The sequence below is a fragment of the Streptomyces sp. NPDC002742 genome, assembly GCF_042888885.1.
GTDB lineage: Bacteria > Actinomycetota > Actinomycetes > Streptomycetales > Streptomycetaceae > Streptomyces.
Genome location: NZ_JBIAQF010000018.1, coordinates 110,487 through 125,360 on the forward strand (window position 1 = coordinate 110,487; position 14,874 = coordinate 125,360).

The window sequence follows — 14,874 nt, forward strand, 5'->3', positions numbered from 1 at the left end:
CGTCCCCGGGAAGGACGGTCGGCGGGTCGTGTTCGCGGGCCTGTCATGGCACCCATCCAATCACAGCTTGCACAATTATCGAACCTCGTTCTATTGTCGAACATCGTTCCATTCCCGAACGCCGTTCCATTGTCGAACATCGTTCGACAGTCGACGGCGTTCCGAGAGGAGGCCCGCCATGACCACGACCGCCATAGCGCCCGCCGCGTCGCGCACCTATCCGTCCCTGCGCGCGGCGTGGATTCCCCTGGCCGCGCTCTGCCTGGCCTTCTTCGTCGAGATGGTCGACAACACACTGCTCTCGATCGCGCTGCCCACGATCGGCCGGGACCTCGACAGCAGCACCACCGCGCTGCAGTGGGTCACCGGCGGGTACTCGCTGACGTTCGGCGGCCTGCTCCTGACAGCGGGATCGATGGCCGACCGGCTCGGGCGCCGGCGTGTGCTGCTGGCCGGCCTGGCGGTGTTCGGCCTGCTGAGCCTGGCCGTCGTCGCGGTCACCACCGCGGGGCAGCTCATCACCTTGCGGGCCGGCCTCGGCATCGCCGCGGCAGCGATGGCCCCCATCACCAACTCGCTGGTCTTCCGGCTGTTCGACGACAAGGCGCTGCGGATGCGCGCGATGACCCTGATGATCGTCGTCGGCATGTCCGGCTTCGTCCTCGGCCCGCTGCTGGGCGGCACCGCCCTGGCCCACTTCCAGTGGCAGTGGCTCCTGGTCGTCAACGCCCCGATCGCGCTGATCGCGGCCATCGGCGTCCGTCTCGGCGTCCCGGCCGACCGGCCGCAGGACCTGACCCAGGACAAGCTCGATCTGCCGGGCGCCGGCCTGAGCGTCACCACGATCGGCCTCGCCTGCTACTCGCTGACCAGCGGCGTCGAGCACGGCTGGCTCTCCACGACCACACTCGCGTCGGTCCTCGGCGCCATCGTCGCGGGGATCGCGTTCGTGTGGCACGAGCGCCGCAGCGCGTCGCCGATGCTGGACCTCCGCCTCTTCTCCGACGGCACCGTCCGCGGTGCCGCCATCGCGCAGATCGGCACGGCCATCGCGATGGCCGCCGTGATGTTCGGGCTGATCCTCCACTTCCAGTACGCCTACGGATGGAGCCCCGTACGGGCCGGCCTGGCGAACCTTCCGCTCATCGTGACCATGATCGTCGCAACCCCCCTCTCCGAGTGGCTCGCGGGAAGGTTCGGCCACCGCGTCGCCTGCCTGGTCGGCGCGGCCTGCCTGGCCGGCTCACTGGCCGGCCTGTCCTGGGGTGTCGACCGCGGCTACGGCGCCATCGCGGTCTGCATGGTCGTGATGACCGTCGGACTGCGCACCGTCATGACGATCTGCGCCATCGCGCTCGTCGACGCGATGCCGGGCAACCGCACGTCGATCGGCGCGGCGCTCAACGACACCGCCCAGGAGGTCGGAAGCAGCGTCGGCACCGCCGTGGTCGGCACCCTCATCGCCGCGCTGGTCACCACCCGGCTGCCGGCGGGCACCTGGAGCGACGCCCTGGTGGCGTCGTTCTTCCACGCCGAGCGGATCACGTACGCCGTGCTGGCGGTCGTCGTCGGCCTGATCGCGGCCGGCGGCGCACTCACGCTCACCGACTCCCACGTCACCGAAGAGCCCGCCTGAGACGTCCGGGCCGGGGGTGTCGCGTACCACCGCGCACGGCCGGGACCGCCGCCGAGACCGCTCAGCGGGGCGGTTCCTCTCAGCGGGGCCCTTCCTCGCGCAGGACGAGGGCGAGGAGACCGGGGAAGCGGGCGTCGAACTCCGGCCGGCGCAGCCGGTTGACCCGCTTGGGGCCCTCGTCGCGCTGCTCGACGAGCCCGGCGCCGCGCAGTACGGCGAAGTGATGGCTGAGCGCCGCCTTGCCGACGGGCACGTCGAAACTGCCGCAGCTGCGGCTCCACTCCGCGGACTCCGCCAGCTCCCTGACGAGCTGGATCCGCACGGGATCGGCGAGGGCGGCGAGGGCGGCCGGGACCGGGACCTGGTCAGGGTGGGTGTGCTCGGGAGCCGCCCGATGACTGGTGCGCTCGGCCACGTCGGCCTCCCTGGGTTTCCCTGATCCGCTTGCGGAGTGTTCGATGAAAACCATACACTTCCGAGTGTTCGCTTTTCATTGAACAGTCTGTGTGGTGACGGCCCGCGCGGACCGTCGGCTGTCCAGCCGAGCACCAGCCAGGAGTGAGCCATGCGTACGGTCGAATTCCAGGAGTACGGCGGTCCCGAGGTCCTGCGGGTCACCGAGGCGAAGGTCCCCGATCCGGGCCCGGGGCAGGTGAGCATCGACGTGGTCTACGCGGGCGTCAACTTCGCCGACCTCAAGGCGAGGTCGGAGGGCTACCGCGTACCCGGCCTCCCGTTCGTGCCCGGCCTCGAGGTCTCGGGCCGGATCCGGGCCGTGGGTCCGGACGTCACGGGACTGCGGGTCGGCCAGGAGGTCGCGGCGCTGACCGAGGGCGGGGCGTACGCGGAGGTCACCGTGGCCGACGCCGTCACGGTCTTCCCGCTGCCCGCCGGTGTCGGCCTGCGTACCGGCGCCACCCTCCCCACCGTCCTGCCCACGGCGTACGCCCTCCTGCACACCGTGGGCCGGCTCCAGCCCGGCGAGACGGTGCTCGTCCAGGGTGCGGCGGGCGGCGTGGGCACGGTCCTTGGCCAGCTCGCGAAGGCGGCCGGGGCGGGCGCGGTGTACGGCGTCGTGTCGAGCGCGCCGAAGGCCGGGTACGCCCTCGCCCACGGCTACGACGAGGTGTTCGTGGGCTCCTTCGGGGACGAGGTCCGCGCCGCGACCGCCGGCCGCGGGGTGGACCTGGCCCTGGACCCCGTGGGCGGCGAGACCCTCCACGGCAGCCTCGCCTCGCTCGCCCCCTTCGGCCGCCTGGTCTCCTTCGGCAACGCGAGCTCGGCGGAGCCCTGGACGGTGGGCCGGCCGGAGCTCTACCCCACCGGCCTGTCGGTCGCCGGGTTCTCGATCCTCGGCCTGGCCGGGACGGCACCGGCCGCCCTCCGCGACATCGCCTCGCGAGCGTTCGAGGCGGTGGCCGACGGCACCGTGACCCTGCCGGTGACGGCGGAGTTCGGCCTGGAGGCGGCCGGGGAGGCGCACGCGCTGATGGGTTCGCGGACGAGCACGGGCAAGTTGCTTCTGCGGGTGGCGAGTTCGGATCGCTCACGCCCGTGAGTGTCGTACTCCCGGTCTAGCATCCCCCGCCATGACGACTCGCCTCCACGCAACCCGCGCCTCCTACGACACCGTCGCCGCCGACTACGCCGAGCTGCTCAAGGACGAGTTGGGCAGACCGCTGGACATGGCGATGCTGGCGGCGTTCGCCGAGCGGGTGCGGGCCGGCGGGGGCGGGGCCGTGGCGGACCTCGGGTGCGGGCCGGGACGGGTGACGATCCATCTGGACAAGCTCGGACTCGACGCGTTCGGGATCGACCTGTCGCCCGGGATGGTCGCGGTGGCCCGCGGGGAGTATCCGCATCTCCGCTTCTCGGTGGGCACGATGACGGACCTCGACCTCGCCGACGGCTCCCTCGCCGGGGCCCTCGTCTGGTACTCCACCGTGCACACGCCGATCGACGAACTGCCCGTGATGTTCGCCGAGTTCCACCGCGTCCTCGCCCCCGGCGGCCATCTGCTCATCGCCTTCAAGGTCGGCGCCGAACACGTTCGCCTGGAGCACGCGTACGGCCATGACGTCGACCTCGACGTCCACCGCTTCCCGCCCGAGCGGGTCGCCGAACTCCTCCGGAACGCAGGCCTGTTCGAGATCGCCCGCCTGGTCCGCGAGGCCGAGGCCCCGGAGAAGACCCCGCAGGCCTTCATCCTGGCCCGCAGGCAGCCGGAGAGCGGCTGACCCGCGCCGCCCAGAGGCGAACCCTGTGCGGCAGAAGGGTGCTTCCCCGCGTCACCCTCGCGTTCCGGCCGCAGGAGACTGGAATCCCGCGGGAAAGTGGGCACATGAAGCACATCGACCGGGCACAGGCCCGCGCGTGGCTCGCCACCGCCTTGGAGGAGGCCCGCGCCGGGCTCACCGAGGGCGGTATCCCCATCGGGGCGGCCCTGTACGGCGCGGACGGCACCCTTCTCGGCCGCGGCCACAACCGCCGCGTGCAGGACGGCGACCCCTCGGCGCACGGCGAGACGGCAGCCTTCCGCGCCGCGGGACGGCAGCGGTCGTACCGCGGTACGACCATGGTGACCACCCTGTCGCCGTGCTGGTACTGCAGCGGCCTGGTCCGGCAGTTCGGCATCTCCCGGGTGGTCGTCGGCGAGGCGGCCACCTTCCACGGCGGACACGAATGGCTCGCCGAGCACGGCGTGGAGATCGTCCTGCTCGACGATCCCGAGTGCACGGCGCTGATGCGCGACTTCATCAAGACCAACCCGGCTCTGTGGAACGAGGACATCGGTGAGTGACCCGAGGACGGACGCGAACCCCGAGAAACGCACAGGCCACCCGAACCCGGCCGGCCCCGGGGATCCGGCCGCGTCCCGCATCCCCACCATCGACCTCCGCCCCTGGCTCTCCGGGGACCCCGACGCCCGCGCCGCCCTCGCCCGCACCGTCGACGACGCCCTCCGGACCGCCGGATTCCTGCTCGTCACCGGCCACGGCGTGGACCCGGGACTGCGCCGCCGTCTGAGGGACGCCGCCCGCGTCTTCTTCGCGCTGCCCGCCGGGACGAAACAGCCGTACGCCGCCCGGGTCGGCGGCCGCGGCTGGCTCGGGCCGGGCGCCGAGGCCAACGGCTACGCGGAGGGCACCGAGACCCCGCCGGACCTCAAGGAGTCGCTGACGTTCGCGACGAGCGAGCCGTTCGAGGACCCGGAGACCAACGCGGAGTGGTACGCGCCCAACGTCTGGCCGGCCGAGGCCCCGGAGCTGCGCGCGCTCTGCGAGGAGTACCTGACGGCGATGGACGAGCTGGAGACCCACCTGCTGGAGCTGCTCGGCGAGGCGCTCGGCCTCGAACCGGACTTCTTCACCCGGCACATGAACCACCCGACGTACGGCTTCAACATCAACTGGTATCCGGGCACGGAGGTCGTCGGCGAACCCCGGCCGGGCCAGTTCCGCATCGGACCGCACACCGACTTCGGCACCGTCACCATCCTCGACCGGCAGGCCGGCAAGGGCGGGCTCCAGGTGTTCACGGACGAGGACGGCTGGCTGGACGCGCCCTTCGACCCGGCGGCGTTGACGATCAACATCGGTGATCTCATGGCCCGTTGGACCGGCGACCGGTGGCGTTCGGGACGCCACCGGGTGCTCCCGCCGCCGGCCGACGCGCCCGCCGAGGAGCTGATCTCGCTGGTGTACTTCGGCGAGTGCACACCGGGCACCCGGGTCGAGTCGGTGCCCGCCCCGGTGGGCCGCGTCGCGTACGAACCCGTCGACTCCCATGTCTACCTGCGCCAGAAGCTCGACTCGATCACTGTCGGTTGAACGGCGGAACATTTCTGTAAGCAAACAGGCGTCGAGCGGGCGCCCAGTGGCCTATCCCGAACCGACTGCTCCCTCCTCACCTGTTGTTGATACACCTCACAGCAGTACTTCGGACCGGACCGCGGACCAGGGGGAGATGCGGGTGCGCACAGAGCTGCACAGTCGGGATTCGCTGTTCGACACCGAACCGCCCGGACTCGCGTCACGACTGGTCGGCCTGCGTCCGTACCAGCTCGGCGCCACACCGTACGAACACCCCGCGGAGCCGCCCTTCGTGGTCTTCGCGGGCGGCCGGGGGCAGGGCAAGACCACTCTGCTCCGCGCCCTGCGCGACGCCTATCACGGGCACACCCCCATCGCCCTGATCGACGGCGAGGAACGCCAGTTCACCGCGCCGCCCCCGGAACGTCCGGCGCGGTCCTGGTCGCCGGTCGGGCAGGCGCTCACCGCGGCCGCGGAGCAGCTCGCCGAACCGGTCAGGGGCGCCGGCAGGATCGCCTTCCCGCGGCTGTCGTCCGGGCTGCTGGCCGTGGCGGCAGGCGGCTGGGGCGACCGCGAGGCACCACACATCCGCCTGGAGGCGGAGCGGATCCTGCTGCTCAACGAGGCCGACTCCTGGCTGCCGGGGTTCGCGGGGCGCTGGGTGGGCAAGGTGATCTCCAAGCTCGTCGCGTCGACGAACGGGACGGGTCCGGTGGTCGAGCCGATCATCGAGGCGACCCTGGAGGCGTTCACGGAGGGCGTCTCCCCTGCCCACCGCCGGCTGCGCAGGGCCGCCGCCTGGTACCGGGACTACCCGAACGCGGACGGCAGCCCCAAACTCGCTCTGATCCTGCTCTCCCGGCACTTCGCGGCGGGCGGCGCCTCCCGCAGGCACGCCGAACGCCATCTCGTACGGGCGCTGCTGGCCGACCTCGACGACGCCTACACGGGGGTGGTGCAGCGCTCGCACCGGCACGGACGCCCGGTCCTGCTGATCGACAACGTGCAGGAACCCGCGGGCCTCGGACTCCTGGAACCGGTCCTGCGCGACCGCGCCGACGGCATCGGGGACCAGGCCGTGTTCTTCGCCGCGCTACGGGGCTACGCGCATCCGGCGCTGCGCAACGCGGGGCGGCTCGCCCTGCCCGAGGCGGCCCGGGAGACCGGCTGGCGGCCCGGCACCTCGCCGTCCTCACGGGCGCTGCTCCTCTCACTGCCGCCGCTGACCGCCGGCGGCACCCCGCGCGTCGACGAAGGCCGGCCCCGGTGACCGAGGTCACCGGGGCCGGCCTTGGCGTGTCCGGGCGGGTCAGACTCCCGCGTAGGAGTGCTTGCCGCCGACGAAGATGTTGACGCCGTAGTAATTGAACAGCCAGCAGCCGAAGGCGATCAGGGCGATGTAGGCGGCCTTGCGGCCCTTCCAGCCGGCCGTGGCCCGAGCGTGCAGGTGGCAGGCGTAGGCGACCCAGGTGATGAACGCCCAGGTCTCCTTGGGGTCCCAGCCCCAGTAGCGGCCCCAGGCGTCGCCCGCCCAGATCGCGCCCGCGATGATCGTGAACGTCCACAGCGGGAAGACGGCGGCGTTCACGCGGTAGGAGAACTTGTCGAGCGAGGCCGCGGCGGGCAGCCGCTCCATGACGGAGGTGGCGAACCGGCCGGGCTGCCCGCCGTTCACCAGCTTGTTCTCGTACGAGTCCTTGAAGAGGTAGAGCACCGTGCCGACGGCGCCCACGTAGAACACGGCGCCGCACAGGATCGCGGTCGAGACGTGGATGTACAGCCAGTACGAGTGCAGCGCGGGAACCAGCTGGTCGCTCGCGGTGTACAGGACCGTGACGGCGAGACCGAGGTCGAGGAGGACCGTGGTGATCAGCGGGAGGCCGAGCCAGCGGACGTTCTTCTTCAGCGCGAGCAGGACGAGGAAGACCGCGACGGCGACGGTGGAGAAGGTGATGTTGAACTCGTACATGTTGCCCCACGGGGCACGGCCCACGGACATCGCGCGGGCGAGCACACCGGCCGCCTCGACGGCCCAGGCCAGCACGGTGAGGGACACGGCGATCCGCCCGTAGAGGTCCCCCTGCTCGTCACCGCCGTGCGCGCCGGGCCCGTCGGGCACGTCCCGCGCGCCCGCCGCGGACCGGGTGACGACCTTGGGCCGCTCCAGCACGGCGGTGCCGCCGGCCTTCTGCACGGTGACCTCCGGGGCCGCCGTGGCCGCCTTCGCGCCGTTCGCGGTGAGCGCGTTGGCGGTGCGGGCGACCTTGCTGCGGCTGCCGAAGAGCCACTCGGCGATGAAGGCGAAGAAGGCCAGGGTGTAGACGGCCATCGCGGAGTAGATCAGCGTGTTGCTGATGTTGGCGAGGTGTTCGTTGGTCGCGGTGGCCAGATCGGTCACGGCGCCCAGGTCGTGTGCGGTGGCGAGCGTCACTGCTTCTTGGACCCTTCAGCGGCGGGTACGGGGGGTTCGGCGTCGGCGTCGGTGGGTGCCGCGTCTTCGTCGGGCTTGGTGGGAGCCTGTTCGTGCACGAGCGCGGCCAGGTCGCCGAGCTCCTCGGGAAGCTTCGCGGACTCGCTGCGGCCGAGGCCGGCCATCTCCACGACGGTGACCCCGTCGGGGCCGGTGGTCGCCCGCACCCAGACCCGGCGGCGCTGGATGAACAGCGACCCGGCGAGTCCGAGGATCGCGGTGAACGCCCCGGCCAGCGCCCAGTCACTGCCGGGCTGCTGGGTGACCTGGAAGTTCGCCCACTCCTTGATGTCCTTGTCGAAGGTGATCGACCCGGCGCCGTCCGGCAGCGTCATCGTCTCGCCCGGCCGCAGCCGCGCCTTGACGATCGCGCCCTTGGCGTCCTTGAACTGCTTCATGTGGTCCGGGTCGAGCTGGTAGACGTTCTGCGGCAGGCCCGCGTCGACGCCGAGGCTGCCGTGGAAGCCGCTCAGCGCGAGCACGGGATAGTCGAGCGCGGGGAACTGGGAGAACATGTCGCCCTTGCCCGCCCCGGCGAACGTCGGCACGAAGAAGGCGGAGAAGCCGAGCTGTTCGCTCTTGCCCTGCGCGTTCCTGTAGCCGTCCATGACCTTGACGGCGCCCTGCGAGGTGACGTTGGAGTCGAGCGGCAGCAGCGGCACGGCGTCGTGGAAGACGACCTTGCCCCTGCCGTCCCGGACGGTCACGGTGGGCGCGTAGCCGTGGGCGGTGAGATAGACCTTCGTGTCACCGATCACCAGCGGCTCGTTGACCTTGATGAGCGTCTTCTCGTCCTTGCCGTAGGCGCCCACGCTGTAGGTGACGGCCGCCTGGTACGTGCGGGGTGTGCCCTTGTTGGGGCCGGTCCGCTCGTAGGTGCCGGTGAAGTTCTTCAGGTCGAAGCTGAACGGCGTCAGGTCGTCGGTGCTGAAGAGGTTGCCGGACTTGAAGTCGTCGTAGGACAGCAGTGTGTTGGAGAAGCCGTCGCCCTCGACGATCAGCTTGTCGCCCTCGGACTTGAAGAGCTGGCCCCAGGCGAAGGCGACGAGCATCACGATCAGCGCGATGTGGAAGAGCAGGTTGCCGGTCTCGCGCAGATAGCCCTTCTCCGCGGCGACGGCGTCCTTCTCGATGTGCGCCCGGAACCGCTTCTGCTTGAGCACCGCGAGCGCGATCTCGCGCACCTGCTCGGGCTCGGCAGCGGTGCGCCAGGTCGCGTACGCGGGCAGCCGGGTCAGCCGCTTGGGGGCACCCGGCGGACGGCCGCGAAGCTGTCCGACGAACTGCCAGGTGCGGGGCACGATGCAGCCGATGAGCGAGACGAACAGCAGGATGTAGATCGAGGAGAACCACACCGAGCTGTACACGTGGAACAGCCCGAGCTTGTCGTAGACGGGTCCGAGGACGCTGTGCGCGGCCTTGAAGTCCGCCACCTTCTGGGCGTCGGTCCCGGACTGGGGGATCAGCGATCCGGGGATGGCGCCGAGCGACAGCAGGAAGAGCAGGATCAGCGCGACCCGCATCGACGTGAGCTGGCGCCAGAACCAGCGGGCCCAGCCGGTCACCTCGCGGGCGGTCCAGGCGAGCCACCCCGCGGCGCCGGGCTTGCGGGTGCCGCCGAAGGAGCCGGGCACCGCCGTCTCGACGGGCGCGGTGGACAACTGCGACCCGGCCTCGCCGAGTTCGCCGTCGGCGCTCACCCCGATGTGCCGCTTGGTGCTCGCCGGGTCCGGCGCGCCGTCGTCCTCCGGCGTCGCGGGGGACTCGGACGTGTTGCCGGTGTCGGTCGTGCTCATGGATCAGATCCCTACCGTGAAGCCGTCGGACCAGGTCTGCATCTGCTGCACGATGCCGTCCCAGGCACCGGTGAGCAGGAGCAGGCCGGTCACGATCATCATTCCGCCGCCGATCCGCATCACCCAGGTGTAGTGGCGCTTCACCCAGCCGAACGCCCCGAGCGCCTTGCGGAAGGCGACCGCGGCGAGCACGAAGGGCACTCCCAGACCGAGGCAGTAGGCGACGGTCAGTATGGCCCCGCGCCCGGCGCTCGCCTGGTCCATGGAGAGCATGTTGACGGAGGTGAGTGTCGGGCCCAGGCACGGCGTCCAGCCGATACCGAAGAGCGCACCCAGTATCGGCGCGCCCGCGAGCCCTGTCACCGGCCGCCGGTGGAAGCGGAACTCGCGCTGGGTGAGCCAGGGCATCAGCCCCATGAAGAACACACCCAACGCGATCATCAGGGCACCGAGGACCTTGCTGAGCGTGCCGTTGTACTCGTGCAGCGTCGAGCCGAAGTACCCGAACAGCGCGCCGCCGGAGACGAACACGGCGGTGAAGCCCAGCACGAACAGGCTGGCCCCCGCGACCATCCGACCGCGTCTGGCCTCCGCCAGATCCGTACCGCTCACTCCGGTGACGTACGACAGGTAGCCGGGCACGAGCGGCAGGACGCACGGCGAGAAGAAGGAGACGAGCCCGCCGAGCACGGCGATCGGCAGCGCGAGCAGCAGGGCGCCGCTGTAGACCGTGGTGTTCATGCCGGTCGGGGCGGCGAGGTTCGCGGACGACAGGAGAAGGGACACGCCGGTCACTTCTCCGCGAGGATGGGGTCGAGCATCTCGTGCAGCTTGCCTTCGCTCAGCGCCTGCAGCGTACGGGCCGCGATCTTCCCGTCCCGGTCGATGACGAGCGTGGAGGGGATCGTCTGCGGGTTGAGCGTGCCCTTCTTGAAACGGAGCATCAGCCTGCCGGTCGGGTCGTACAGGCTGGGGTACGGGACGTCCTGCTGCTTCTCGAAGGCCTTGGCCAGGTCGGTGCTGGGGTCACGGGTGTTGATGCCGACGAACTGCACGCCCTGCCCGGCGGTCTCCTTGGCGACCTTGACCAGGTTCGGAGTCTCGGCGCGGCACGGCGGGCACCAGGAGCCCCAGATGTTGAGGACGACGACCTTGCCCTTGTAGTCCGCGACGTCGAGCTGCTTGCCGTCGATGGTCGTGCCCGAGAGGTCCGGCGCGGTGTCGCGGGACCCCTGGGCGACGGTGGAGATGCCGTCCTTGCCGGAGACGTAGTTGCTGTTGCCCGCGCCGCCGGAGGTACCGCCGGATCCGCACGCGGACAGGACGAGCGCGGCGACGGCGGCCCCTGCGGTGTACAGGGCGGCGCGGGTGCGGTTCGGGCGCTGGTCTGCGCGGCAGGCGGCACTCATGTGAAAAGTTTCGCATGCCCGTTTCGGGGATCTTCCGCACCCCCCTTGCGGGTGGAAACCCGCATTTCAGGCGGCCTGCCCCCGGAGGAAGGAGTGCCAGCCCCCGTCCGGCTGCTCCGCCACGTCCATGGACTGGAGCTTCGCCAGCACCTCGGGCCGCTGCACGTCCAGCCAGTCCACGAACTGACGGAAGGAGACCATGCGCACGTCGGAGCCCTTTTCCTTCTCCCGGGCGACGTGGGTGAACACGTGCTCCACGGCGTCCATGTAGATGCCGCCGTTCCAGTCCTCGAAGTGGTTGCCGATGAAGAAGGGGGCCCGATTCGTCTCGTACGCCCGCTTGAATCCCGATACGTACGACTCTGCCGCCTGGGTGCGCCAGCCCGGGTAGTTGTACGAGGGCGCCCGGGTGGAGTTGACGGACTGGTTGGCGAGGATGTTGTAGTCCATCGACAGGACCTCGAAGCGGTGACCGGGGAAGGGCATCGCCTGCAGCGGCAGGTCCCACAGCCCCGCCTTCTTCTGCGGCCAGCGCTGGACACCGCCGGGCGAGGAGGCGTCGTAGCGCCAGCCGAGCTCCTTGGCGGCGGGCAGCAGGTTGTTCTGGCCGAGCAGGCACGGGGTGCGGGCGCCGATGAGTTCCTTCTCGTAGTCGAAGGGCAGCGGGGGCAGGTCGGTCCAGCCCGTGTTGGTGCGCCACTCGGTGACGAAGGACTTGGCCTGGTCGATCTCGCTGCGCCACTGCCGGGGCGTCCAGTTGCCGACCGAGCCGGAGCCGCCGCAGAAGTGGCCGTTGAAGTGGGTGCCGATCTCGTGTCCGTCGAGCCAGGCCTGACGGACCAGCTTCAGGGTGGACCGGACGTGTTCGTCGCTCAGGTAGCCGATGTCCGAGGCGCCGCGGGGGTTGTTGGGCGGGTCGTACGCGCGCTTCTTCGACTCGGGCAGCAGATACAGCCCGGAGAGGAAGAACGTCATGTGCGCGTCGTTCTCCTTGGCGAGCCGGAGGAAGCGGTCGAAGAGACCGGTGCCGACCTCTCCCGCGCCGTCCCAGGAGAAGACCACGAACTGCGGCGGGGTCTCACCGGGTTCCAGCGGCACCGGGGCCTGGGGCTGGCGCGGCTGCTTGCCGGTGTAGGCGGTGGAGCCGTCGCCGATGAGACGTGCGGCCGGCTTCTTCGGGGCGCCGGGCCGGCCGGTGCCGCCCGTGGCGGAAGGGGCAGGATGCCGCTTGGCTTCCTTGCCCGAGGTGGTGCCGCACGCGGCGAGTCCGAGCGCGGTCGCCGCACCCGCACCGAGGCCGATCATTCCCCTTCGGCTGACGTCGCGCATACGGTCCTCTTTTCATCGCACCCTCTCAGCTGACTCTCAGCTTGTATCCCATGAGAGGGCGCGATGAAGTCGCGGGTTCCCTTTAACGCGCGAAGATTTATATGATTTTACGAAGATAAGCCCATTTGGCCCGGCTCTTCGCTTTCGACCGTCAGGCCCCGAACGCCTTGTCCTTGCCCTTCACCGGCTTGGCGCCCGCGAGGAGATGAGCCGGCACCAGATCGCGCGCGGGCTCGGTGTAGCCCACGGACACGATCTTGTCGCCGCGGTAGGTGAAGGTGGTCAGGGACGCCAGCGTGCACTGCCGCTTGCGCGGGTCGTGCCACAGCCGCCGCTTCTCCGCGTAGCTGCGCACGATCCAGATCGGCAGCTGATGACTCACCAGCACCGCCTCGTGGCCGCGCGCCGCGTCCTTGGCCGCGTCCAGCGCCCCCATCATCCGGACGACCTGGTCGACGTAAGGCTCGCCCCAGGACGGCTTGAACGGGTTGACGAGGTGCTTCCAGTTCTCCGGTCGCCGCAGCGCGCCGTCCCCGACACCGAAGGTCTTGCCCTGGAAGACGTTGTCGGCCTCGATGAGCCGCCCGTCGGTCGCCAGGTCGAGCCCGTGGGCCTTCGCGATCGGCGTGGCCGTCTCCTGCGCCCGCTCCAGCGGCGAGGCCACGACGTGCGTGACATCGCGCGAGGTGAGGTGCTCGGCCACCCGGTCGGCCATCCGCCGTCCGAGCTCGGACAGGTGGTACCCGGGCAGCCGCCCGTAGAGCACCCCGTTCGGGTTGGCGACCTCGCCGTGCCGCATCAGGTGGACGACGGTGATGTCGTCGCTGCCGGCGCTGCCGGTCGTACCGATGGTCTCGCTCATGCCGTGGCCTCCGCCGCTGCCCGCGCCGCCGCCGGAAGGGCGTCGGCGATCCGCTGAACCGCCTTCTCGTCATGGGCCGTCGACACGAACCACGACTCGAACGAGGACGGCGGCAGATACACGCCCTGCGCCAGCATCGAGTGGAAGAACGCGGTGTAGCGGAAGGACTCCTGCGCCTTCGCGCCCTCGTAGTCGCGCACCTCACGTCCCGTGAAGAAGACGGAGAACATGTTGGAGGCGCTCTGCAGGCGGTGGGTCACACCCTCCTTGGCGAGCGCCTCGGTCACCAGCGTCCGGATCCGCTCCGAGACGGCGTCGACCTTGTCGTACGCGGCCTGGTCGAGCAGCCGCAGCTGCGCGAGCCCGGCGGCGGTCGCGACGGGATTGCCCGAGAGCGTGCCCGCCTGGTACACCGGCCCGGCCGGCGCGAGGTGCGCCATGACGTCCGCACGGCCACCGAACGCGGCGGCCGGGAAGCCGCCGCCCATCACCTTGCCGAAGGTCATCAGGTCGGGGCGCACGCCGTCGATCCCGTACCACCCGGCCCTGCTGGTGCGGAAGCCGGTCATGACCTCGTCGGAGACGAAGAGGGCGCCGTTCTTCGCGCAGGCGTCCTTGAGGCCCTGGTTGAAGCCGGGCGCCGGAGGCACCACACCCATGTTTCCGGGCGAGGCCTCGGTGATCACACAGGCGATCTCCCCGGGGTGCGCGTGGAAGGCGGCCTGCACGGCTTCGAGATCGTTGTAGGGCAGCACGATGGTGTCGGCGGCCTGGGCGCCGGTGACACCGGGCGTGTCGGGCAGCGCGAAGGTGGCCAGCCCGCTGCCCGCCGCGGCGAGCAGCGAGTCGACGTGCCCGTGGTAGCAGCCGGCGAACTTGATCACCTTCGTCCGCCGGGTGAACCCGCGGGCGAGCCGGATGGCCGACATGGTCGCCTCGGTGCCACTGGAGACGAGCCGGACCTGCTCGACGGGCTCGACGCGGGCGACGATCTCCTCGGCGAGGGCGACCTCCCCCTCACCGGGCGTGCCGAAGGACGTGCCGCGCGAGACGGCCTCCTGAACGGCGGCGATGACCTCGGGGTGGGAATGCCCGAGGATCATCGGACCCCAGGAACAGACGAGGTCGACGTACTCGCGGCCGTCGGCGTCGGTCAGGTACGGACCGGCACCGGACACCATGAACCGGGGCGTACCGCCCACGGCGCGGAAGGCGCGCACCGGAGAATTCACGCCACCTGGCGTGACGGCCGTCGCACGGTCGAACAGCGACTGCGAGGCTGGGGCTGCATAGGGATAAGGCAGTTCGGTCATGACCTGCGACGTCTCCGACTCCGGGGGGCTAGTGACCTTCTCAGGGTAGGCCAGGGGCCACGGGGAGCCGTGAGGGGAAGAACGGGGCACCGTGAACGGATGAACCCGGCCCGACGTACGGCTCCACAGAGGAATGATCCCGGCCATCGCGGAGCCGGTGTGACGGAGCCCTGCACGACGAACCGGTTCCTTCCCCCGGCCATCTGCGAAACTGGGGCTACGAACGGACAGCTCACATGAACGACTG

Annotated in this window: 14 protein-coding genes; 6 read left to right on the top strand and 8 right to left on the bottom strand. The window is 70.6% G+C overall.

Annotated elements, in window-relative coordinates; all coding sequences use genetic code 11:
- The first annotated feature begins 178 nt into the window (after positions 1-178).
- Positions 179-1,636 carry an MFS transporter gene (locus ACFYW8_RS29465; protein WP_365878199.1) on the top strand — a complete coding sequence of 486 codons (1,458 nt, stop codon included), beginning with the start codon at positions 179-181 and terminating at the stop codon, positions 1,634-1,636.
- A 79-nt stretch (positions 1,637-1,715) separates the two neighbouring features.
- Here ACFYW8_RS29465 and ACFYW8_RS29470 read toward each other — a convergent pair whose 3' ends face one another.
- Positions 1,716-2,051, bottom strand: coding sequence for an ArsR/SmtB family transcription factor (locus ACFYW8_RS29470; protein ID WP_389083154.1), 336 nt, complete (start codon positions 2,049-2,051; stop codon positions 1,716-1,718).
- Positions 2,052-2,201: 150 nt separating this feature from the next.
- Here ACFYW8_RS29470 and ACFYW8_RS29475 point away from each other — a divergent pair, with 150 nt between their 5' ends.
- The 5 genes from ACFYW8_RS29475 (at position 2,202) to ACFYW8_RS29495 (ending at position 6,718) form a co-directional block, all read left to right on the top strand.
- Complete coding sequence (locus tag ACFYW8_RS29475) at positions 2,202-3,194, top strand: zinc-binding alcohol dehydrogenase family protein (RefSeq protein ID WP_389083158.1); 993 nt, start codon at positions 2,202-2,204, stop codon at positions 3,192-3,194.
- Positions 3,195-3,225: 31 nt separating this feature from the next.
- Positions 3,226-3,873, top strand: coding sequence for a class I SAM-dependent DNA methyltransferase (locus ACFYW8_RS29480; protein WP_389083162.1), 648 nt, complete (start codon positions 3,226-3,228; stop codon positions 3,871-3,873).
- A 104-nt stretch (positions 3,874-3,977) separates the two neighbouring features.
- Positions 3,978-4,436 (top strand): nucleoside deaminase, encoded by a 459-nt coding sequence (locus tag ACFYW8_RS29485; protein ID WP_389083166.1) that lies wholly within the window; start codon positions 3,978-3,980, stop codon positions 4,434-4,436.
- Positions 4,437-4,515: 79 nt separating this feature from the next.
- The gene (locus tag ACFYW8_RS29490) at positions 4,516-5,466 is read left to right on the top strand and encodes an isopenicillin N synthase family dioxygenase (RefSeq protein ID WP_389083405.1); all 951 of its coding nucleotides are present in this window, start codon (positions 4,516-4,518) and stop codon (positions 5,464-5,466) included.
- A gap of 142 nt (positions 5,467-5,608) precedes the next feature.
- On the top strand, positions 5,609-6,718 hold the full coding sequence (locus tag ACFYW8_RS29495) for a hypothetical protein (RefSeq protein ID WP_389083171.1): 1,110 nt from the start codon (positions 5,609-5,611) through the stop codon (positions 6,716-6,718).
- Positions 6,719-6,757: 39 nt separating this feature from the next.
- Here the strand turns inward: ACFYW8_RS29495 and ccsB are convergent, their stop codons facing one another.
- The 7 genes from ccsB to hemL form a co-directional block, all read right to left on the bottom strand.
- A complete protein-coding gene (gene ccsB, locus ACFYW8_RS29500) occupies positions 6,758-7,879 on the bottom strand; it encodes a c-type cytochrome biogenesis protein CcsB (protein WP_389083175.1) in 1,122 nt (373 codons plus the stop codon).
- The gene (locus ACFYW8_RS29505) at positions 7,876-9,714 is read right to left on the bottom strand and encodes a cytochrome c biogenesis protein ResB (protein WP_389083180.1); all 1,839 of its coding nucleotides are present in this window, start codon (positions 9,712-9,714) and stop codon (positions 7,876-7,878) included. Before ACFYW8_RS29505 ends, ccsB begins: the two co-directional genes overlap by 4 nt.
- 3 nt (positions 9,715-9,717) lie before the next feature.
- On the bottom strand, positions 9,718-10,455 hold the full coding sequence (locus tag ACFYW8_RS29510) for a cytochrome c biogenesis protein CcdA (protein ID WP_365878273.1): 738 nt from the start codon (positions 10,453-10,455) through the stop codon (positions 9,718-9,720).
- 50 nt (positions 10,456-10,505) lie between these two features.
- A complete protein-coding gene (locus ACFYW8_RS29515) occupies positions 10,506-11,123 on the bottom strand; it encodes a TlpA family protein disulfide reductase (protein WP_389083185.1) in 618 nt (205 codons plus the stop codon).
- A gap of 66 nt (positions 11,124-11,189) precedes the next feature.
- On the bottom strand, positions 11,190-12,452 hold the full coding sequence (locus ACFYW8_RS29520; RefSeq protein WP_365878217.1) for a hypothetical protein: 1,263 nt from the start codon (positions 12,450-12,452) through the stop codon (positions 11,190-11,192).
- Between the two features lie 151 nt (positions 12,453-12,603).
- Complete coding sequence (locus ACFYW8_RS29525) at positions 12,604-13,314, bottom strand: histidine phosphatase family protein (RefSeq protein ID WP_389083191.1); 711 nt, start codon at positions 13,312-13,314, stop codon at positions 12,604-12,606.
- On the bottom strand, positions 13,311-14,627 hold the full coding sequence (hemL, locus tag ACFYW8_RS29530; RefSeq protein ID WP_389083195.1) for a glutamate-1-semialdehyde 2,1-aminomutase: 1,317 nt from the start codon (positions 14,625-14,627) through the stop codon (positions 13,311-13,313). Before hemL ends, ACFYW8_RS29525 begins: the two co-directional genes overlap by 4 nt.
- Between the last annotated feature and the right edge of the window lie 247 nt (positions 14,628-14,874).